The 21,838-nt window shown below is 29.8% G+C and carries 16 protein-coding genes; 11 read left to right on the forward strand and 5 right to left on the reverse strand.

What is annotated here, in order from left to right; all coding sequences use genetic code 11:
* Positions 1-16 precede the first annotated feature (16 nt).
* Positions 17-592: a DNA-3-methyladenine glycosylase I gene (locus J3U20_RS03225; protein WP_160542381.1), complete on the forward strand. Its 576-nt coding sequence runs from the start codon at positions 17-19 to the stop codon at positions 590-592.
* A 252-nt stretch (positions 593-844) separates the two neighbouring features.
* A complete protein-coding gene (hflX, locus tag J3U20_RS03230; RefSeq protein ID WP_160542382.1) occupies positions 845-2,062 on the forward strand; it encodes a GTPase HflX in 1,218 nt (405 codons plus the stop codon).
* A gap of 62 nt (positions 2,063-2,124) precedes the next feature.
* Here the strand turns inward: hflX and J3U20_RS03235 are convergent, their stop codons facing one another.
* Positions 2,125-2,634 (reverse strand): SPOR domain-containing protein, encoded by a 510-nt coding sequence (locus tag J3U20_RS03235; protein WP_160542383.1) that lies wholly within the window; start codon positions 2,632-2,634, stop codon positions 2,125-2,127.
* Positions 2,635-2,703: 69 nt separating this feature from the next.
* The gene (locus J3U20_RS03240) at positions 2,704-4,788 is read right to left on the reverse strand and encodes a DUF5686 family protein (protein ID WP_160542384.1); all 2,085 of its coding nucleotides are present in this window, start codon (positions 4,786-4,788) and stop codon (positions 2,704-2,706) included.
* A gap of 197 nt (positions 4,789-4,985) precedes the next feature.
* On the opposite strand from J3U20_RS03240, the gene J3U20_RS03245 reads away from it, so the two are divergent.
* From J3U20_RS03245 to cmk, 6 genes are all read left to right on the forward strand, one after another.
* Entirely contained in the window at positions 4,986-5,909 is a 924-nt protein-coding gene (locus tag J3U20_RS03245) for an ABC transporter ATP-binding protein (protein WP_160542385.1), read from the forward strand.
* Positions 5,906-7,213, forward strand: a complete 1,308-nt coding sequence (locus tag J3U20_RS03250) for an ABC transporter permease (RefSeq protein ID WP_160542386.1) — start codon at positions 5,906-5,908, stop codon at positions 7,211-7,213. The genes J3U20_RS03245 and J3U20_RS03250 overlap by 4 nt, the downstream gene beginning before the upstream one ends.
* Before the next feature lie 212 nt (positions 7,214-7,425).
* Positions 7,426-8,289: a diaminopimelate epimerase gene (gene dapF / locus J3U20_RS03255; RefSeq protein ID WP_160542387.1), complete on the forward strand. Its 864-nt coding sequence runs from the start codon at positions 7,426-7,428 to the stop codon at positions 8,287-8,289.
* A 172-nt stretch (positions 8,290-8,461) separates the two neighbouring features.
* Entirely contained in the window at positions 8,462-9,853 is a 1,392-nt protein-coding gene (locus J3U20_RS03260; protein WP_160542388.1) for an arginine decarboxylase, read from the forward strand.
* Between the two features lie 95 nt (positions 9,854-9,948).
* The gene (gene porQ, locus J3U20_RS03265) at positions 9,949-10,965 is read left to right on the forward strand and encodes a type IX secretion system protein PorQ (RefSeq protein ID WP_160542389.1); all 1,017 of its coding nucleotides are present in this window, start codon (positions 9,949-9,951) and stop codon (positions 10,963-10,965) included.
* A 6-nt stretch (positions 10,966-10,971) separates the two neighbouring features.
* The gene (cmk, locus tag J3U20_RS03270; RefSeq protein WP_185149846.1) at positions 10,972-11,670 is read left to right on the forward strand and encodes a (d)CMP kinase; all 699 of its coding nucleotides are present in this window, start codon (positions 10,972-10,974) and stop codon (positions 11,668-11,670) included.
* A 204-nt stretch (positions 11,671-11,874) separates the two neighbouring features.
* Here the strand turns inward: cmk and J3U20_RS03275 are convergent, their stop codons facing one another.
* The gene (locus tag J3U20_RS03275) at positions 11,875-12,828 is read right to left on the reverse strand and encodes a PhoH family protein (RefSeq protein ID WP_160542390.1); all 954 of its coding nucleotides are present in this window, start codon (positions 12,826-12,828) and stop codon (positions 11,875-11,877) included.
* 66 nt (positions 12,829-12,894) lie between these two features.
* Between J3U20_RS03275 and J3U20_RS03280 the strand changes: the two genes are divergently transcribed.
* The gene (locus J3U20_RS03280; RefSeq protein ID WP_160542391.1) at positions 12,895-13,719 is read left to right on the forward strand and encodes an SAM hydrolase/SAM-dependent halogenase family protein; all 825 of its coding nucleotides are present in this window, start codon (positions 12,895-12,897) and stop codon (positions 13,717-13,719) included.
* Positions 13,720-13,986: 267 nt separating this feature from the next.
* Positions 13,987-14,865, forward strand: a complete 879-nt coding sequence (locus J3U20_RS03285; RefSeq protein ID WP_160542392.1) for a PPK2 family polyphosphate kinase — start codon at positions 13,987-13,989, stop codon at positions 14,863-14,865.
* Between the two features lie 238 nt (positions 14,866-15,103).
* Here J3U20_RS03285 and J3U20_RS03290 read toward each other — a convergent pair whose 3' ends face one another.
* Positions 15,104-17,326 (reverse strand): RelA/SpoT family protein, encoded by a 2,223-nt coding sequence (locus tag J3U20_RS03290; RefSeq protein ID WP_160542393.1) that lies wholly within the window; start codon positions 17,324-17,326, stop codon positions 15,104-15,106.
* A 195-nt stretch (positions 17,327-17,521) separates the two neighbouring features.
* Between J3U20_RS03290 and J3U20_RS03295 the strand changes: the two genes are divergently transcribed.
* A complete protein-coding gene (locus tag J3U20_RS03295; protein WP_160542394.1) occupies positions 17,522-19,669 on the forward strand; it encodes a S46 family peptidase in 2,148 nt (715 codons plus the stop codon).
* Between the two features lie 50 nt (positions 19,670-19,719).
* On the opposite strand, the gene J3U20_RS03300 is transcribed toward J3U20_RS03295, so the two are convergent.
* Positions 19,720-21,123 (reverse strand): anion permease, encoded by a 1,404-nt coding sequence (locus J3U20_RS03300; RefSeq protein ID WP_160542395.1) that lies wholly within the window; start codon positions 21,121-21,123, stop codon positions 19,720-19,722.
* Positions 21,124-21,838: the final 715 nt, after the last annotated feature.

The following is a 21,838-nucleotide window of genomic DNA, read 5'->3' on the forward strand; positions in this document are numbered from 1 at the left end:
ATTAATATAAATTAGTATGGAAAGAGAAATAATTCGATGCGAATGGGTAGGTTCTGATGACATATACAAAAAATACCATGATGAGGAATGGGGCAAACCGGTATATGATGACCGATTACTATTTGAATTTCTTTTACTTGAAGGATTTCAAGCCGGTCTTAGTTGGATTACGGTATTAAAAAAAAGAGAGAGTATTCGTGAAGCTTTTGACCATTTTGATTATAAAAAAATTTCACAATATACTCAAGAAAAAATGGATCGTTTACTTCTCAATGAAGGTATTATTAGAAATAAATTGAAAATTAAAGCTGCCACAACCAACGCACAAAAATTTATGGACGTGCAAAATGAATTCGGAAGTTTTAGCAATTATTTATGGAACTTTGTCAACCACACACCTATTTGCAACCACTGGGAGACCATTAAACAAGTTCCCGCTTCAACTCAACTTTCCGATAGTATTTCAAAAGATTTAAAAAAGCGTGGATTTAAATTTGTGGGTACAACTATTATTTATGCATTTTTACAGGCAGTTGGAGTAGTTAATGATCATACTCTTACTTGCTCATTTCATCCTGTTAATCATTATTGATTGTAAATATGTTTTTTTCAATTTACTTTTATATTTAATAACTAATAATAAAAAATCTCTCTTAGGACTCATTGTACTATTCAGTAAAAAACACAGAATTAAAAAAAATTGTATAATTATTGAAAGATACCTGTTATGTTAAATCACATTATGCTGTAATTACACAAACCTTTTAAAATTTAATAGTATTACACATTATTAAAAAACAATACATTTGATAAATAAATCGAGTTTAAAGCAGATTAATTTTATATGTTAGAAAAAAAAGAAGCATTATATGAAAAAGCTATTCTAATCGGATTGATTACTCAAATCCAAGATGAAGAAAAGTTAAATGAATACATGGATGAATTGGAGTTTTTGGCAAATACAGCCGGAGCTGTAGTTTACAAAAGATTTACGCAAAAGCTGGATCAGCCACACTCTAGAACGTTTGTAGGAAAAGGAAAGTTGGAAGAAATTAATAGTTATGCTAAAGAACATGAAATCGATACAATTATTTTCGATGATGAATTGACTCCTTCTCAACTTAAAAATATAGAAAAAGAATTAGACAGGAAAATTATTGACCGTACGAATCTTATATTAGATATTTTTGCTCAACGAGCAGAAACATCCTATGCCAGAACACAAGTGGAACTTGCTCAATATGAATACCTTCTTCCTCGCTTAACTCGTATGTGGACTCACCTGGAACGTCAAAAAGGAGGTATTGGATTGAGAGGACCGGGAGAAACTGAAATTGAAACCGACCGACGTATTATCAGAGACAGAATATCCTTGCTTAAAGAAAAATTAAAATCGATTGATAAGCAAATGTCAACTCAACGAAACAATCGAGGAAAATTAGTTAGAGTAGCTTTGGTTGGATATACTAATGTAGGAAAATCTACCTTAATGAATGTGTTGAGTAAATCTGAAGTTTTTGCCGAAAATAAATTATTTGCAACACTAGACACAACTGTACGAAAAGTAGTAATAGGTAATCTTCCTTTTTTACTAACCGATACAGTCGGCTTTATAAGAAAATTACCTACTCAGCTGGTAGAGTCGTTTAAATCAACGTTAGATGAAGTAAGAGAGGCTGATCTCTTGATCCATGTAGTTGATATTTCTCATCCCAGCTATGAAGATCATATTAATTCCGTAAATACCATATTGGCTGAAATAGGTTCTGCAGATAAACCAACAATAATGGTATTTAATAAAATTGATAATTTTTCTTATGAAAGAAAAGATGAAGATGATCTAACACCGGTTACCAAAAGAAATTATTCGTTAGACGATTGGAAAAAAACATGGATGGCTAAATCCAAATATCCTAGTGTTTTTATTTCTGCTTTAACTAAAGAAAATTATGAAGAATTGAAGAAAATTATTTATAATCAAGTTAAAGATATCCATACCCAACGATTTCCTTATAATGATTTCCTCTTTGAATATTACGATCAAGAAGGAAAAGAAATATAATTTAAAATGCAAAAGGGCTTAATAATAAGCCCTTTTTGTTTTATATTTTTTATTAAAAAAAATTATTTTGCTCGGTTACAATAAATTCTCCAATTAACTAATAAGGCGGAAGGAAAATTCCTTTTAATTCTTTTTAAATCAGATTTTGCTGATTCTCTCTTAAAATAATCTCCGGCCAAAAGTCTCCAATCAGGACGTAAATAACTTTTTTCAACCCGTAACTCAGGGAATAACTTTCTAAATTCTGTAGTCAACGTATTAATTTCCTTCTCTGTTTTAGCTTCTCCAACTTTGATCATAAAACCGGGTATATCGTTACGTCTGCCACAAATGTTTTCAGGAGAAACAGGCCTATTCACCGGTTTTTTATCGGTGGAAGAAATAGGTTTAGATTCTCGCGTGGTGTCTCCAAATTTTTTGCATAATTCATCTTCACTAACCATTTTCAATATTTCTTCATCAGCATTAATAATCAGCTTTCCCCCGGTAGCTGAATCTACTTTAGTAATGATTTGCTGGGCTTTAAAAGAAATACATATAAAAAAAAGTAATAAAAAAATATAGCTTTTCATTTGGATATTATGATAAAATTAACTACACAAAAATAGCATTTTATAATTAAATCTAAAGAAATATGCTATTTAAAAGAGACTAAAAGTTAATTTAAGAAATAAATTTTTATCGAAAGTAGGAAGGTGATAGGCTCCCATTCTATAATAAATTCCCAATCCAAAATAGTAAATTAGCTTATTAAGCTCCATTCCAACTTCTTGATAATAGTTGTCGGGAACTGAAAAAGAATTTAATTTATGGATTTCTTTATGATTCATATTTCCTAGTAACCCATTATAAACTAAAGAAAATTGCAACTTACTGTTTCCTATAAAATTTATGTCTTTAAAAGAATGAGTTAAGAAAAAAGCCACATATTTATCCGCATAAAACTCTCCGGGTGCTAAGGTTTCCAGTGATCGATAGCCTTTCATTGAAAATCTATTTCCTATTGATTTACCTACTTTCGCATTACCAAAACTTCCATAATTATTCCATAAAACCGTTTTTCCGAAAATATATCCGGAATTCATAACTAAGGAACTCTCCCCTATTGGATTAGTTACAGATATATGAGCAGCTAAATCAAAGCGATCATAGTTGAAATCAGCTCCTAAAGTTTTCCACCCTTTGGTATAATCAAAATAAAAATAAACGGGCTTATCTTCTACCGTCATTTTTCCTTCCGGAGTCATCAGGTATTTAGCAAATGGTGCGTATTTAAGGTGTAAAGAAGTTGAAAATAACGTATATTTATGAGAAGGCGAATAAGATTTAAATGAATATTCATAATCCGATTTTTGAACTTCATAATTCGCTTCCACCGAAGCAGTAACTTTCTTTACTATATCTTGTTCATAAGCGAGCTTTGCTCCTCTATAAGTATAAAAAATTGAATTTTGAATGTAATTTAATTCGTCCTTTATTTGTTCCTCACGATTAGGGAATCTATCAATAGTTTTAGAAAACGGATTTACATCAGAGTATCCTAAAAGCTTTATTTTTCCATTATTTTTTTTGTTTACATTAAGATCCATTCCCAACGCACCTTTACTGTTAGTGCTTTTCGTCCCGAAGGCAAGATATCCGAGTATGGATATATTTTTACTAAACTTGTAATTGGTTTTTCCTCCCAACTGAAACCTAAACCCTTCATAATCATTATAATTCATCAAATTCAACAGATTTAAATCTACTTTACCTAAAGGTAATTTCCAATTTTTTACCGAATTTAATAGACGAACATTTTTTTCAATGGGTAACACATTGAAAAAGCTGGAATTTGCATAGGTATTCTTTTCTCGTTGCGTTAAAGGAGTTTTACGAAAGTTTTTAATTTTAGATTCCGTATTCGTATTAAAATCTTTTTCCAATTCATATTCATACCCTCTAAAATCTTTTCTTGTAAAAGACTTATTGGATGTAAAATGAGACGTTGTCATCCGGATAACTATCCAGGGAGAAAACAAAAACTTTTGTTCCTTGTTGGAATTTGTCAAAAATTTGGTAATATCAATGGTACTTATTCTTATTTTATTGGTTTTAGACTTTAAATACCATATTCCTTTGAACGATTTCCATTGATATTCAAAATAACGAGTATAATTTGAGTTATATTCCTCACCTGAATATTTAACTACTGCAAAACTTTTAGCGTCAATATACAATGTTCCCCTGCTCCCATTTACTAACAAGTTTTTTTTGGATCCGAATGAAATAATATAATTTTTTTTAGTATCGATTACAATACTGTCAATTAATTTAAAATTATAGGAATTGAATTTATTCTTGAAAAGATTAGGAAATTCTTCTTGAAAAAAAGGTTCAGAAAACAACTCATAAAAAGGTTTTTTAAAGCCCGAAACCTGATCGGCTAAAATTATATTTTTTTTCCCGTATCTTGTGTCATATCTGCATTTTATCACCCGCTCTCCTAAAAATATATATTCCTTTTTCTCTAACTTAGCTATCTCAGATGAATCACTATTCATACTATGCATAACATTACTAAAATCATCAATATAGAATTTAGTATATAAAAAATAATTATAAGAATTTAAATGGTTAGGATGGTTAATTTTTTCGTTCTTTTTAACCATTTTTAAAATTTTATAAACACGGGAATGAGGACGATCCGGTACATAATATTTCATCTCTAAATTCTGAGAGAACATAAATATTTGAAATAACAAAAAAATATAAACCGGAAAACTCTTCATATAGTCAAATAAAAGTTTATTACAACCAAGTTTTAAATTAAAACCTAATCATACTTCATTTTAGGGGCAAATATAAAGTATTTAACATAAACAAATTTCTATAAAAATAGTACATTTGCTATTTGTGATTGAATAAATAATACAACTCAAAAATGGATTATTTTATTGTAGCTGAAAATGTTACCCGAACTTATGAAGACAAAATTGCCTTAGATAACTTCAACATAAAAATTCCTAAAGGCAGTATCTATGGAATTTTAGGTCCGAACGGTGCCGGAAAAACTACGTTTATAAGAATCATTAATCAAATCACTAAGCCGGACAGCGGTACAATTTATTTTAATGGAGAGCCTCTACAACCCAAACATATTTCACATATAGGTTATATGCCGGAAGAAAGAGGACTGTATAAAAATATGAAAATTGGCGAACAGGCAATTTATTTAGCCCAGCTTAAGGGCATGAATAAAACGGAGGCCAAGTCGCGTTTAGAATATTGGTTTGATAAACTAAAAATTGAAAAATGGTGGAATAAAAAATTGAGCGAATTATCTAAAGGAATGGCTCAAAAAATTCAATTTGTAGTTACTGTATTGCATAATCCCGAATTATTAATTTTTGACGAGCCTTTCAGCGGATTTGATCCGGTAAATGCCAATCTTATAAGAGATGAAATTCTAGAGCTTAAAGAAAAAGGAACTACCATTTTATTTTCATCTCATCGAATGGAGTCGGTTGAGGAACTTTGTGATTATGTTGCTCTTATCCATAATTCAAAAAAAATTTTAGATGGTTCGGTTAAAGATATCAGACATAAATTTAAACAAGGAAAATTTAATATCAGGATTACTGATATACAATCCCATGATATTGAACATCTACTATCTAATCATCCGATCGAAAATTTAATAAAAATGGATAATGAATATTCATTTTCAATTAAATTAACCGACCGGGAAAGCTCAAAATCCCTTTTATCAGAACTTTCATCTAAAGGAACAATCCTTTCTTTTTATGAAGAAATACCCAGTATGAATGAAGTTTTTATTAATGCTGTAAATTCAAAAAATCTATGAGAAATATCTTTTTGGTAATGAGAAGAGAATTTCTTACTCAGGCAAGAAAAAAATCTTTTGTTCTTATTACTTTTTTTGCTCCGATATTAGTAATCCTAGCCGTAGCAATCATTGGTTTTATGATTAAAATTAATGAAAGCAATTCACGTATTGTCATCATTGATTCAACCCATGAATTTTATCCTGATTTCAAGAGTAATGAAAAAAATATCTTTAATTTTTATACAGAAAATGATTTACAAGTTTTAAAAGATTCGTTAGCACAAAGTAATTCATTAGATGCTATCTTGTATATACCCAAAACCAAAGATTCTCTATTAAATAATTTACAAGATCATATCCAACTTTATACAAACAAAAATCTGAACAAAAATCTTCTCTATTCATTAGAAGAAACCATCAATAAAAAAATTGAAGAAAAAAGAAGAAAATTATTAGGAATAAACCAATCCGATATAGATAAAATTAATTCCAAAATATCTTTACAAATTACTAATGTTAAAGAAGGCAAATCAGAGGATAACCACTTAATTAAAGAAATTCTTTCTTTGTCATTAATGTATGTAAATCTTATGTTTTTTATTATTTACGGAACACGTGTAATGAGAAGCATTATGGAAGAAAAAAATAACAGGGTGGTTGAAATAATTATTTCATCCGTTAAACCTTTTGAATTAATGATGGGAAAAATATTGGGTACAACCTTAATTGCTTTAACTCAATTTTGTATATGGATTGGAATGACCCTGCTCCTTCTTAGTATGGGTAAATTGATATTAGGACATGAATTAACGCTTTCCATTCAACAAAATGATTTACGAAATATTCTTAATCAAGAAATGCAAATTCAAATTAGCGACACTATTAATGCCCTTTTCAATCTTAACTATCCGTTAATTATTTTCGTTTTTCTTTTCTTCTTTTTTACGGGATATTTATTTTACAGTTCTTTTTTTGCAGCCATTGGAGCAGCTGTGGATAATGATACAGAAACTCAACAATTTATCCCAATAATTGTAATCCCCTTACTTTTAGGTGCTTATGGATGCATAAGTATCATAAACAATCCGGAAGGTCCTGTGGCATTTTGGTTAAGCATTATTCCTTTTACCTCTCCCATGGCTATGGTTACCCGATCCTTTTATGGAATACCGGGTTGGCAATTGGCAATATCAATTATTACCATGGTCGGATCGGTATTAGTAATGGTTTTTATTGCAAGTAAAATTTATAGGATTGGAATACTTATGTATGGAAAAAAAGTAACTATAAAAGAAATTTTCAAGTGGATTAAACAATCATAATATATTTTTCTGCTTTATTTCTTACTCCGAAAATTAGTAAATAAGAATTCAATTGATGCTTTTATGTAAAGGGCTTTAATTTAATTTTAAATCAATAGTCACCTCTACAGCACAATCAAAAATTTAAAAAGTAAAAATTTAGAACATGAATTAAAATAAATTTTATATTTATGCTCAAATACCATCTTATTAATTAAAAAAAATCCGTTCTGATGGAAAAAAACTCTTTTATTAAATCCCAAGGTTTGGGTAACGAATACATAGTAATCAATGAAGATGCTATTACTTTTCCTTTAACTGAAAAAGCCATTCAAAAAATCTGTAACGTAAACTTCGGAATAGGTTCTGATGGAATATTAGTAAAAACAAAGTCAGAAACGGCTGACATAGGTCTGAAAATTTTTAATCCGGATGGTTCCGAAGCAGAAAAAAGCGGAAATGGATTACGAATTTTTTGCAAGTATGTATACGATTATAAAATTATTCCTCAAAGGGAATTTACAGTAGAAACCAAAGGAGGTAAAGTTCGTGCAACCATACAAGAAACTTTAAATGAAAGGGCTGCTTTAATAACAGTAGATATGGGCCAAGCCATTTTCGATTCAAAACAAATACCCACTTCCTTTGATTCGGATGAAGTACAAGATGAACGTATTACTATCGATGATCAAGAGTTTCTAATCAATTGTGTTTCTGTAGGAAATCCACATTGTGTAATTCTCAAAGAAAATTTAGATAGTGAGGAAATAAAAAAATACGGACCTAAAATTGAAACGTTTTCAAAATTTCCTAACCGTATAAATGTTCAATTTGCAAAAGTACTAAATAGAGATGAAGTTCAAATATTAATTTGGGAAAGAGGGGCCGGTTTCACCTTAGCCTCAGGAAGTTCGTCTTGTGCAGTAGCCGGTGTATTAAGAAAAAAAGGGTTAATAAATAATAATGTAACCATTAAAATGCCCGGAGGAGAACTTAAAATAGAAATTGATGATCATTGGCAAATAAGAATGACCGGAGAAGTTCGACAAATTTGTGAAGGTGTTTTGCATGAAGAGCTAATAAACAGTTTTTTATAATTATTCTCAATAAAAAAATATTTTCTGAATTTGATAAATGATAACTTAAAATTGTTAAAATATTTTTAAAATCTAATATTTGATGGAAAAAATTATTAATTTTTTTAAAAAAGCATTTATTAACTAGTAAATTTATAGATATTTGTAATCTGATTTTTTTCCACTATTTAAAATGAAAATAAAGTATCACGATTTAATTCAACAAACTTTTGATTTTCCACAGCCCGAATTTAAGGTTGATAACGGAAATTTATTATTTCATGACATCCCTTTAATGGACTTAATTGAAAAATTCGGAACTCCTTTTAAGTTCAATTATTTACCTAAAATATCGCAAAACATACAACAAACCAAAAAATGGTTTAAAAAGGCTTTTAAGGAAAATAATTACAATAATGAATATAGATATTGTTATTGTACGAAATCAAGTCATTTTTCATTCGTGGTTGAAGAAGCTTTAAAAAATAAAATTAGTTTGGAAACTTCTTTTTCAAACGATATGGAAATTATACGAAGATTATACGATAAAGGAATTGTCGATAAAAATATAGAAGTTGTTTGCAACGGATTCAAAACCGATGAATATTTAAAAATTATCTCGGAAATGATTAACGGCGGATTTTCTAACATATTACCTGTATTGGATAATTTCAGAGAAATCGATCGACTTTCCGACAGCATAGATACTAATTTTAATATAGGTATTCGAATTGCTTCTGAAGAAGAACCTAAATTTGAGTTTTATACTTCTCGTTTGGGAATCGGATATAAAGATATTGTTCCCTTTTATGCTCAAAAAATCCAAAATCATCCTTTTGCTCGTTTAAAGATGTTGCATTTCTTTATCAACACGGGGATTAAAGATACTTCCTATTATTGGAACGAACTTTATAAATGTTTGCGAGTTTATGCTCGATTGAAAAAAATCGCACCCGAAGTGGATTCGCTCAATATAGGAGGAGGTTTTCCTATAAAAAATTCCTTGAATTTTGATTACGACTATTATTATATGGTCAATGAGATTACTTACCAAATAAAAAAATTCTGTGAAGAAGAAGGAGTAGAAGAACCTACTTTATATACCGAATTTGGTTCATTCACTGTTGGAGAAAGTGGAGGGATTGTTTACAAAATTTTAAGTCAAAAAAGACAAAATGATCGGGAAAAATGGGATATGATTGACAGTTCTTTTATGACAACATTACCAGATTCTTGGGCTATTTCTCGTCGTTTTACCATGCTTCCTATCAATCGTTGGGAAGATTCCTATGAACGGGTTTTCTTAGGAGGTCTTACTTGTGATAGCGATGATTACTACAATTCTGAACAGCACGTTAATGCCATTTATCTTCCTATTTTCAGTGAAGAAAAACCTCTATATATAGGTTTTTTCAATACAGGAGCTTATCAAGATGCCATTAGCGGGTTCGGAGGCGTGCACCATTGTCTAGTTCCGCAGCCAAAACATATTTTGATCAATAAAAATAAAGACGGCGAATTTACTTATGAGGTATTTCGAGAAGAACAAAATTATAAGCAAATTTTAGATCTTTTAGGTTATTAGTAGCTCCATACAATAAATTGACAGATTCATAGTTTATAATTACAAAAAAGTACCATCAAGCGTACCTGATTTATTTTCTTGTAATTTTTACTATAATGCGTCTATTGCATAAATTTATACTAATTATATTCATTAGTTTATACTCCATTGTCTATTCTCAAAACGGGCAAGAAATATATACTTTTATGAATATGACCGTATCTGCCCGTCAAGCAGCTTTAGGAGGTAATGCTAACTCTTCTTGGGACAATGATCCTAATATGGCTATGTTCAATCCGGCAATGATGAACAATAAAATGCATAACCAAGCGGGAATAAATTATTCCTCTTATCTTGCAGATGTCAAATTGGGAGCTTTATCCTATGTCTATAATCCCAAAGAAAGTAAGCACTTTTTTTCCCTTCATGGAAGATATGTAGATTATGGAGATCTTAAAGCCGCCGATGAAATTGGAAATGTAACCGGAAAATTTACAGCAAAAGACGCAGCAGTAACTTTGGGTTATGCCTATAATATCTCTGATTTCTTTACGGTGGGCGGAAATTTATCTTATGTTACCAGTAAAATTGAAAGTTATACCTCTTCCGCTCTTTTGGCTGATCTTGGGGTGGTATTTCACGATATTGATTACTATACTACCGTTTCTGCTGTGGTTAGAAATTTTGGAGGGCAATTAACTTATTATAATGATAGAAGAGAAAAATTGCCCATTCAAGCAAATTTAGGAATCTCGCAACGATTCGAAAAATTACCGATGGAGTTAACTCTTACCTTACATGACTTACAAAAATTTGATATTTCTTCACCAATTAATAAAAAGGGAGAAAAGATCAATGGAGGAAGAAAAATTATAGATCATATTTCGTTAGGAGCCGAATTATTTCCCGAATCAGGATTCAACCTCAGAGCCGGATATAATTTTAAGAGAGGTAATGAATTGGCCATTGAAGATCAACGGTCATTTGCCGGATTAACTCTTGGTTTTGGTGTGAAAATTTCATATTTTCGCTTTGATTACGCTTGGGGGCGATATAATGCTGCGGGAAACACCAATACATTTGGACTACGTATAGACTTGGAAAATATGTTTGCCCCTCGTTATGATTGGTAAAATAACATGAAAAACAACAAGATAAAACCTATAATTGCCATAGATGGTTATTCTTCCACCGGTAAAAGCTCCTATGCAAAAATGTTAGCCAAAGAATTTGGATGGATTCATATAGACACCGGTGCTATGTATAGAGCTGTAACTTTATATGCTATTGAAAATTTTTATAAAAATAATACTATAGATGAGCTAGCTTTATTAACCCATTTAAATGATATTCATTTGGACTTTAAGCTAAATTCTGATTCCAATACCAATGAAATTTATCTTAATGAAAAAAATGTTGAAAATAGAATTCGTGCTTTTGACATATCTGAACATGTTTCATGGGTGGCAAAAATACCTGAAGTAAGAGAATATTTAGTAAAACAACAGAGAAATATAGGAAAAAACGGCGGGATTGTTATGGATGGTAGAGATATTGGAACGGTCGTATTTCCAAATGCTGATTTAAAATTTTTTATTACTGCCAGTATAGAAGAAAGAGCTAAACGAAGATTCACTGAATATAAAAATCAACACAAAAACATTTCTTTAGAAGAGGTTCAAGAAAATCTTAAGCAAAGAGATTACATTGATGGCAGCCGATCGGTGTCACCATTAACTCAGGCCGCAGACGCCATTCTTATCGATAACACTCATTTAAGCAAAGCAGAAACCTATAATAAAATGGTTCAAATTGTTAAGGATAAATTTCAAATCTGATTTATAAAGTAATTCTTTTTACTTTATCTTTTTGTTACTGATTATTCAATTTATTTTAAAAAAATTCGAAAATATATCTATTTGTTTATAGTATGAAGGATTAATTTTTATTAATCTGTTTCTTATTAAAACTTATAAATAAGTAAATTAATAAGGATTTTATTTTTCAATAAGATCTTTTATTTTAGAAAAGAAAATGAAAAACTATTCTTCAATCTCTTCTTGTTTATGATAGGCTTCTAATATTTTTCTTACTAATTTATGTCTTACCACATCAATTTCTGTCAATTGCACAAAACCTATTCCCTTAACTCTTTTTAAAAGATGAACAGCTTCTTTTAATCCGGATTTCTGATGTTTAGGTAAATCTATTTGCCCGGGATCTCCCGTAATAATAAACTTAGCATTAGCCCCCATACGCGTTAAAAACATTTTCATTTGCAGATGGGTTGTATTTTGAGCTTCATCTAAAATTACAAAGGCTTCATCTAATGTTCGACCTCTCATAAATGCCAAAGGAGCAATTTGTACGACTCCTTTTTCAATATAAGAAGCCAGTTTTTCATGACTGATCATATCTCGTAATGCATCATACAAAGGCTGAAGATAGGGATCTAATTTATCTTTTAAATCACCGGGTAAAAATCCCAAACTTTCCCCTGCTTCCACAGCCGGACGAGTAAGCACAATTCTTTTTACTTGTTTATCTTTTAAAGCTTTTACAGCTAAAGCAACACTAGTATAGGTTTTCCCTGTTCCTGCCGGACCAATGGCAAATACCATATCATTGTTTTCGACTGCTTTCACCAGCTTTTTAAGATTTTCTGTTTTAGCCCTAATAAGTTTTCCTCCTATTCCGTGAACAATAATATCCTCAGATTCGGATCTAAGTTCATTCTGCTTTTCTCCATTAGAGAGTATTCCCTCCAGAGCAATATCATTTAACTTATTATATCTGTTTATATATTCTGTTATTTCTTTAACTTTATTATTAAACAAAGTTAAATCCGCATCATTTCCTGCAGCCGACACTACTCGATCCCTTCCTGTAATTTTTAATTTGGGAAAATGATTAATCAACAGATTAAAGTTTTGATTATATTCACCATAGAAAGTTTTTAAATCCACCCCTTCTAAAGTAATTCGTATTTGATTCAAATTTTAACTCCTTTTTTAATTTTACATAACAAAAATAAGCAATAACTTTGTGTAGGATAATAAAAAATGGGAATAATAACACTCACTACCGATTTTGGTTTAGACGATTACCATGTGGCTGCTCTTAAAGGTGCTATATACAGCCAAATTTCGGATATTATAGTCGTTGATATCTCACATCAAATTATGCCTTTTGATTTAATTCAAACTGCTTATATTATTCAAAATTCATACAAAAATTTTCCTAAAGGGACCATTCATATAATTGGTGTCGACGCGTTGCCTTCTCCTTTTGTAAAATCTTTAGCTGCAGAAATCAACGGCCATTTTTTTATTTGTAATGATAACGGCATTCTTTCTTTAATCGCTGAAGAATATATTCCCGATCAAGTATATGAAATCACGATTAATAAATACGATGATCTTCACTTTTTAACTAAAGACCTTTTCATTCCTGTGGCCTGTCATCTTGCCAGAGGCGGAAAATTAGAATTAATAGGTAGAAAAATAAATTCTTATAAAGAATTAACTCAACCCAAACCGGTTGAAAAAAGTGAAGATAATTCGTTAACAGGAATGGTTATTCATGTAGATAATTTCGGTAATGCAATAACCAACATTAGTAAAGAACAATTTCACCAATTTGGAAAAAAAAAGGACTTTATAATTTTTGCCAGAAACGTTAAATTCACTGAAATTAAATCTAAATATACCGATATACTTGGGACAGATTCTGAGGACAAAAAATATCATGGAAAAGCTTTTGCTATTTTTAATTCTTCGGGCTATTTACAAATTTCCATGTATAAGAGTAATTTAAAAACCGTTGGAGGCGCAAGTTCTCTAATGGGCTTATATATAGGAACTAATATCCGCATTGTTTTTTCGTAGTTAGTAAATCATATTTTTTAAACTTCCTATTTTATACACTTTTTTACCTATACATGTGATCATTCATGTGTAAAACTTTAAAAAATTCTGATTTATATTTTTTAGAAAAAAAATAAGAATATAAAAATATACTTTGGTACAATATTTTCACATCTACACATCAGAATAAATTTACAAATTATTTATAACATTCTATTTTATAAAAAAATTAGTTTATTTTGTTCGTTTAAACAATTAATATAAAAAACAATTAAAATATAATATATTATGAAAATTACCATTGATGATTTCCGTGTGATAGAAGGAAAATCAGTAAATCTTAAAAATTATACTACTCAATCACCTGAAAATTTCAAAAAAAATAAAAAAGAGATAAAGAAAATAATTAAAAATATAGATTATTATCAAAATATTTTAAATGCTGAAAACAAACAATCTTTATTAATTATTTTACAAGGAATTGATGCTGCCGGAAAAGACAGTTCCATACGAGCAATCATGACGGGAGTAAATCCCCAAGGAGTAAATGTATCATCTTTTAAAACACCTTCTTCTTTAGAGTATGAACATGATTATTTATGGAGACATATTATCAAAATGCCCGAACGTGGAAAAATTGAAATATTTAATCGTTCTCATTATGAAAACGTATTAGTTTGCAAAGTACATCCTGAATTTATTTTAAATGAAAAAATTCCTACTATAAATTCTGTCAAAGATATTAATGATGAGTTTTTCGAAAAAAGATATGAGGAAATTAAAAATTTTGAAAATCGTATGTTTAACAATGGTACTCGAATTATTAAATTTTTTCTCAATATAAGTAAAGACGAGCAGAAAAAAAGATTTATTAAGAGAATTAATGAAAAAGAAAAAAATTGGAAATTTTCAGCTTCAGATTTAAAAGAACGTAAATTTTGGAATGAATATCAAAAAGCTTTTGCAATGGCTTTTGAAAAAACTTCCACTGAAAATTGTCCCTGGTTTATTGTTCCTTTTGATAATAAATCTTACGGGCAATTGGTAATGGCTTACATCATTAATGAAACATTAAAATCTATGAACCCAAAATATCCGGAAGTTAATAAACAAGAAAAGGAGGCTTTAAAAATTGCTTATCAGGATTTACTAAATGAAAAAGATTAAAATTCACACTTTGTTTATTTTAATTGAGTAGAACAAACAACTTCCATCTTATTGCTTAACAATTTTTATTTATCTTATAATTGTTTCTTTCACCTTTGAGATAAATAAAAACTGTTTTTTCGAGTTTATAATTAATTTCTTAGCTGAGATTACCATAAATCTATATTATATTAAAAAAACTTTTTTAATACAATAATAATTTATACTCTAAATTATTACAAAGAAACTAAATAATAAATTATTTTTTTATCTCAGATCTTTTAACATTGGTTATACCTTCAATATTATGCAACTCTTCTATAATTTGTTCTAATTGAAGAGTATTTTTTACAAATAATATTAAATTTCCGTAAAAGATACCATCTTCGGAATTAATGTTTATTTTTTTTATACTAATTTTAAATTTATTAGAAATAAGAGTGGTTATATCGTTAAAAATACCGTTTCTGTCAATTCCTTGTAATGAAACTTCTATCAGAAAATCCCTGCTTGAACTACTTACCCATTTAGCCGGAATTACTCTGTAATCATAATTAGCTCGCATATCAATAGCATTGGAACAGCTTTCTTTATGAACTTTTATACCACTGTTTATGGTTACAAAACCAAAAATATTATCACCCGGAATTGGATTACAGCATTGCGCTAATTGATAGTTTAGTTTTTCTTCATCATCTCCAAAAACAATCATATCATAATTTTCCTCCTCTTTAGGTTCTAGAAAATTATTTTCAGTGATTATAGAGGTTCTTTTTCTTAATTTGGATAATAAATTTGTTAAAACTCCTTTACTATCTCTATATTTTTTTAGTGCTTTACTATCGATGACTCCGGTAGCAACCTGATAAAAAACATCGTGACTGGTTTTTGCTCCGAAAAATTTTTGAATGGAATTTAATTCTTCTTCTGAAAAATTAATTTTTAAGTGCCGTAACTTACGAATTAATAATTCTTTACCTTCTTCTGTATACGTTCTTTTTTCCGAATTCAATGCCGCTTTGATCCTTGATTTTGCTTTTGAAGTGGCGACAAAATCCAACCAATCTGCTTTAGGTTTTTGAACATTGGACGTCAGTATTTCCACCTGATCTCCACTTGATAACTTATAACTTAACGGCACCAATTTATTATTTACTTTAGCTCCTAAACAATGATCTCCGATACCGGAATGCACGGAATAAGCAAAATCTAGAGCCGTTGCTCCTGCCGAAAGAACTTTTAAATCTCCTTTAGGAGTAAAGACAAAAATGTCCTTTGTGTATAAGTTTAATTTAAAATCATCTAACAATTCCTTTGTAGAGGCCGTTCCCAAGTTTTCCAACATTTCTCTAACTTGAGAAATCCAATTTTCAATTTGATTATCTTCTCTTCCCTTATATCCTTCTTTATATTTATAGTGAGCGGCAATACCTTTTTCAGCCAATTCGTCCATTCTCTCCGATCGGATTTGTACTTCCACCCATTTAGATTCCGGACCAATGACGGTAACATGCAAACTTTCATATCCCGTAGATCTGGGAGTAGTAATCCAATCTCTCATTCTGCTGGGATTAGGCATAAATTTATCCGTAACTATGGAATAAATTTTCCAAGCCAGGAATTTTTCATTTTTATAATCAGATTTATATATAATTCTAATAGCAAATAAATCAAAAACTTCCTCAAAGGAAACATCTTGTTTTTTCATTTTTTTATAAATTGAAAAAACGGATTTATGTCGTCCTTTAATAGTAAAATTCAAACCTTCGGCATTTAAGCTTTCTTGCATAATCCTTGAAAACTCTTCAATATATCGTTGACGGTCTTTTTCTGTTTCCTCAAGTTTTTTAACGATTAAAGAATAAGATTCCGGATCGGTATATTTTAAGCTCAAATCTTCAAGCTCAGATTTGATGGTATATAGCCCCATTCTATGGGCTAAAGGAGCATATATATAGGTGGTTTCAGCAGCAATTTTTTTCTGTTTAGAACTTTTCATGCTGTCCAAAGTCCTCATATTATGAAGTCTGTCAGCTATCTTAATTAAAATAACTCTAACATCTTCAGACAAGGTAAGTAACAGCTTTCTATAGTTCTCGGATTGTAACGAAAGATTTTGATGGTCTATGTTGGATATTTTGGTAAGTCCATCTATAATTTTAGCTACTTTAGGATTAAATAAATTGGAGATATCTTCAATGGTATACTGAGTATCTTCCACTACATCATGCAGTAAAGCACATGCTATGCTTGTTGCTCCTAAGCCTATTTCATCTGCAACAATTTTAGCTACGGCTAAAGGGTGATATATATAAGGTTCTCCGGTTTTTCTCCTTTGATCCTTATGGGCATCTTTTGCAACTTCAAAAGCTTTTCTAATCAGAGATTTATCTTCTGTAGTCAAATCTCTGTAGGTGTTACGAAGCATATCTTTGTAACGTTTGACTATTTCTTCTTCTTTTTTTAAGTCTATTTCGTCCATACCACTTATTTAGTCTATTTTACAAGTTACAATTTATATGCGAATCATAAAATTAATCTTTATTTATCTGTTAAAATCTTAAATTTATTAGTTACACAAAGCTAATTAATTTTTCTTTTAAATATGCATTCTAACTTTTTTATGTTATTATATTATTAATAAATTTATATTTTTGAAAAACTAATTATAATATTAATGAAAAAAATTACGCTAAAATCTTTTTTATTAACCTGTTTTTTTAATGCTTCATTTTTAATCGCTCAAACGGGTGGGGGTATGTGGATACCTAATCAGCTCAATGAAAAAGAAATGAAGGAAATGGGTTTGAAAATATCTCCAAAACAAATATTTAATACCCATAATCCAAGCATAAAAGATGCGGTTGCTCATTTCGGAGGAGGCTGTACTTCTGAAGTTATTTCACCTAAGGGATTATTACTTACTAACCATCATTGCGGTTACTATAGCATACAATCACACTCTACAGTTACCAATGACCTGTTAACCCATGGATTTTGGGCTTCTAACTATGAAGAAGAAAAACCGAACGAAGGCTTAAAAGCAACTTTTATAGTTGATATTATAGATGTAACTTCTCAAATATTATTGGGTATTAGTGATAAATTCACTGAACAACAAAGAAACATTATTATTAAAAATAATATTAATAAAATTAGTTCAACCATTAAAAAAGAGTACTATCAAGACATTGCCATCTTGCCTTTTTACAACGGTAATCAATATTATGCTTTTATTACAGAAACTTACGAAGATATCCGATTAGTGGGAGCTCCTCCATCTTCTATAGGAAAATACGGATCAGATACCGACAACTGGATGTGGCCTAGGCATACCGGAGATTTTTCCCTATTTAGGATTTATGCAGATAAAAATAATCATCCGGCAAAATATTCTAAAGATAATGTACCTTATACCCCCAAGTACTATTTGCCTATATCAATTAAAGAGAAAAAGGAAAATGACTTTTCATTTGTATACGGATTTCCCGGGAGAACTCAAGAATATTTACCGGCATCTGCTATTGAACAACTATTGGAAATAACCAATCCATCAAGAATTTCTTTACGTAATGAATCCTTAAAAATTTTAGATCATGCGATGCGTGAAAATAAAGAAATAAAGATAAAATATGCGGCAAAATATGCATCTATCGCTAATGGATGGAAAAAATGGATTGGTGAAAATCAAGGGTTACTTAAATCAAATGCTATCGAAAAAAGAAAAGAATATGAAAATCAATTGGTAGAGCAAAGTCAAATAAATCTTGATACTAAAAATAAAAATCTGTCTTTAGTAAATGCATTAAATGATTTATATAAAAATAATAGTCGGTATAATAAAGCTTACACTTATTTTAATGAAGTTTTTTATTCGAATTCTGAAACTTTTCGTATGGCTTATATAGTATCCAATCTTCTTAATGCTTCTGATCAAGACTTTGAAAAAATTAAATTAAGAGTAATAAAAAATGTTAGTTCAATTTATAAAAATTATGATTCGGAATTAGACAGGAAAGTATCTTCAAAAATGCTTTCCATGTACAGTATGAATATTGAGCCAAGATTTCAGGTAGCCGGTCATGAAGATTTTGAAAAAGAATCTTCGTGTAATATTTATCTAACCGATTTTTGGAAAAATTCTTATATAACTCGTGAAAGAGGAGATCTTTTATCAATATTATCTTCTGATTCAAAGGAAAATATAAAATCTAAATTAAAAGACGATGCAGTATTAAACTTTATTACTCCTTATATTGAAATGTACAGAAGAAAAATTTTACCATTTCATGATGATTTTGATAAAAAAAATGACAGCCTGCAAAGAAACTATATGAATGCTCAATTAAAGAGTTTTCCTTCAAAAAAATTCTTTCCTGATGCAAATTCTACTTTAAGAGTTACTTATGGTAAAATAGACGGATATACACCAAAAGATGGAGTCTATTATAAACCTTTTACAACATTATCCGGTGTTATTGAAAAATATATTCCTGATGATTACGAATTTAATTTACCTAAAAAATTAATAACATTGTACAATCAAAAAAATTTCGGGCCTTATTCACAAAATGGAGATATCATAGTAAATTATATTGCAACCAACCACACTACCGGGGGTAATTCAGGAAGTCCCGCCTTTGATGCTCATGGTAATTTGGTAGGACTTAATTTCGACAGGGTTTGGGAAGGCACTATGAGCGATATTAATTATGATCCTTCTATCTGCAGAAACATTATGGTTGATATTCGTTATATATTATTTATAATCGATAAATATGCAGGAGCCCAAAGGCTTATAGATGAAATGAAAATTGTAAAGTAAAATAAAAAAGGTTTTCTAAATTAGAAAACCTTTTTTTATATAATTATTTTTTAAAACAATCCTATCGCTTTCCACCAAGCGGTTCCCACTAGTAGCCAAATGGCCAAAATAACTAAACTCATAAAAAATCCGATCTTCCACCATTTTGCCAATGGGATATATCCGCAACCAAACAAAATAGGAGCGGGTCCGCTCGAATAATGTGTAATTGACATATTTAAATTACTGAAAAATGCAAATAATAATATTGCTAACATTGGTGGAGCCCCTGCAGCTATCGATATGGAAACAAATATAACGTACATCGCACTGATATGTGCTATAGCACTTGCCATAAGATAATGCACATAATAATACACCAATAAAAGTATAAATAACATCGGTAACCAAGGTAAACCTTTCACCGATTCAGCTACATAATTTCCAAACCAAGGAATAAATCCTAAAGTATTCAATTGAGAAGCTAATGTCATAAGTATCGCAAACCATATAATTGTATGCCATGCTTCTTTTTCACTAATTACATCATTCCAATCTAGAGCACGAGTTAATAATAAAATACATAATCCTACAAAGGCTGTAAATGTCGCATCTATTTTAAGAAATGAACCTAATACCCAAAAAATTACTAAATAGGAAAAAACCCCCAGAACGATCCACTCTTTGGTAGTCATTTTACCCATCTCTTTAAGCTTTTCTTTTGCAATCGCTTTCATTTCCGGGGTATGTTTTAATTCAGGTGGATAAAATTTATATAAAACGTATGGAATTACAAGTAAAGATAACAAGCCGGGTACAATTGCGGCCTTTGCCCAATCAGTCCATGAGATGGTATATCCCATATTCTCAACAAATTTTGCTATCATAGGGTTGCCTGCCATCGAAGTTAAAAACATGGCACATGTAATTGCATTACATTGAAATATACATTGTACTAAAAATGCCCCGATCTTATTCTGAGTTCCTTTTTCTGGAGTAGAATCATAGGCATTTGATATAGATAAAAATAAAGGGGTTATTATTCCGCCACAACGTGCAGATGTGGATGGCATTGCCGGAGCAAATATTAAATCGGTCATAACCAAACCATAAGATAAACCTAAGGAACTGTTTCCTAATTTACTAATGAAAAGATATCCTACTCTTCTTCCAAAGCCTGTTTTAATAAATCCTCTTGAAATAAAAAAAGCACAAGCTATCATCCAGATTGTAGTATCTCCAAAACCTTTTAAGGCGCTTTTAATCGGAATTAAATCTAGAGCAACTACCGTGGTCATACTAAAGATTGCCATTGCTCCCAAAGGAAACGGAGAAAGAATCAATCCTAAAACCGTTGCGATAAAAATTGATGCCAAATGCCAAGCTTTAACATCAAGACCATCCGGCACAGGTACGAACCAAAGAATAACTCCTACTAAAATAACCAATAAAAACTTTAATATATTTTTATTCATAATTTAACTATATGTATTTAATTTGTTTTTAATTATTATATAAATAAATTCTAATTGTTTAACGATATAAGTCAACTATCAATAAATATATATGAAGTAAAAAATGTATCATAGTATTTAGAATCATTTATTCCCTTCGAAATTACCATTTTTTAAACTTTTAGGTTATATGAAACATTTCATACAATTTTTTATTCTAAAAGCAATAATTAATCCAAAAAAAAGTGTAGGAGATTCTAGTTTTTAAAATGATTAAAAATGTAATAATATAATAGTCACAAGAATATATTTAATAGATAAATTTATAAATAAGTTAAATTTTAAGATTAGAAAAAACTAAATATTAGATATTTTTTTTAAAATTTTGTTGTCTCCGAAGAATCAAAAGAAAAAACCTATCAAAAAAGAGTTATAAAAGAAATAAAAATCAATAAAACCTATTTCTTTAATTTATGATTTCAAAAGCTATTTAGTTTTACTATTTTTAAATAAGAAAGTCCTTATCGGGAATGAAATTGTTATTAATAACATCGATGAATATGTATAGTAAATATCATCATAGACAGTAAAGGTCTGATATAAAATTATGCGAGTTAACTTATGAGTTTATCTAAATTAAAAGTTTATAAGTTTAAAATTCCACCAACCAAAAAAACCACTCCAAAACAAAACAAAAAAAGCCTTGTATAATCCTATACAAAGCTTTCTTTTTTAA

The sequence above is a fragment of the Apibacter sp. B3919 genome, from assembly GCF_026537405.1.
GTDB lineage: Bacteria > Bacteroidota > Bacteroidia > Flavobacteriales > Weeksellaceae > Apibacter.

What these genes read in the sequence shown, in the direction of transcription:
- cmk (WP_185149846.1), top strand. Translation starts at nt 10,972, where the DNA reads ATGAAAAACAACAAGATAAAACCTATAATTGCCATAGATGGTTATTCT.
- J3U20_RS03235 (WP_160542383.1), bottom strand. Translation starts at nt 2,634, where the DNA reads ATGAAAAGCTATATTTTTTTATTACTTTTTTTTATATGTATTTCTTTT.
- J3U20_RS03290 (WP_160542393.1), bottom strand. Translation starts at nt 17,326, where the DNA reads ATGGACGAAATAGACTTAAAAAAAGAAGAAGAAATAGTCAAACGTTAC.
- hflX (WP_160542382.1), top strand. Translation starts at nt 845, where the DNA reads ATGTTAGAAAAAAAAGAAGCATTATATGAAAAAGCTATTCTAATCGGA.
- J3U20_RS03250 (WP_160542386.1), top strand. Translation starts at nt 5,906, where the DNA reads ATGAGAAATATCTTTTTGGTAATGAGAAGAGAATTTCTTACTCAGGCA.
- J3U20_RS03300 (WP_160542395.1), bottom strand. Translation starts at nt 21,123, where the DNA reads ATGAATAAAAATATATTAAAGTTTTTATTGGTTATTTTAGTAGGAGTT.
- porQ (WP_160542389.1), top strand. Translation starts at nt 9,949, where the DNA reads ATGCGTCTATTGCATAAATTTATACTAATTATATTCATTAGTTTATAC.
- dapF (WP_160542387.1), top strand. Translation starts at nt 7,426, where the DNA reads ATGGAAAAAAACTCTTTTATTAAATCCCAAGGTTTGGGTAACGAATAC.
- J3U20_RS03245 (WP_160542385.1), top strand. Translation starts at nt 4,986, where the DNA reads ATGGATTATTTTATTGTAGCTGAAAATGTTACCCGAACTTATGAAGAC.
- J3U20_RS03260 (WP_160542388.1), top strand. Translation starts at nt 8,462, where the DNA reads ATGAAAATAAAGTATCACGATTTAATTCAACAAACTTTTGATTTTCCA.
- J3U20_RS03280 (WP_160542391.1), top strand. Translation starts at nt 12,895, where the DNA reads ATGGGAATAATAACACTCACTACCGATTTTGGTTTAGACGATTACCAT.
- J3U20_RS03225 (WP_160542381.1), top strand. Translation starts at nt 17, where the DNA reads ATGGAAAGAGAAATAATTCGATGCGAATGGGTAGGTTCTGATGACATA.
- J3U20_RS03240 (WP_160542384.1), bottom strand. Translation starts at nt 4,788, where the DNA reads ATGTTCTCTCAGAATTTAGAGATGAAATATTATGTACCGGATCGTCCT.
- J3U20_RS03285 (WP_160542392.1), top strand. Translation starts at nt 13,987, where the DNA reads ATGAAAATTACCATTGATGATTTCCGTGTGATAGAAGGAAAATCAGTA.
- J3U20_RS03295 (WP_160542394.1), top strand. Translation starts at nt 17,522, where the DNA reads ATGAAAAAAATTACGCTAAAATCTTTTTTATTAACCTGTTTTTTTAAT.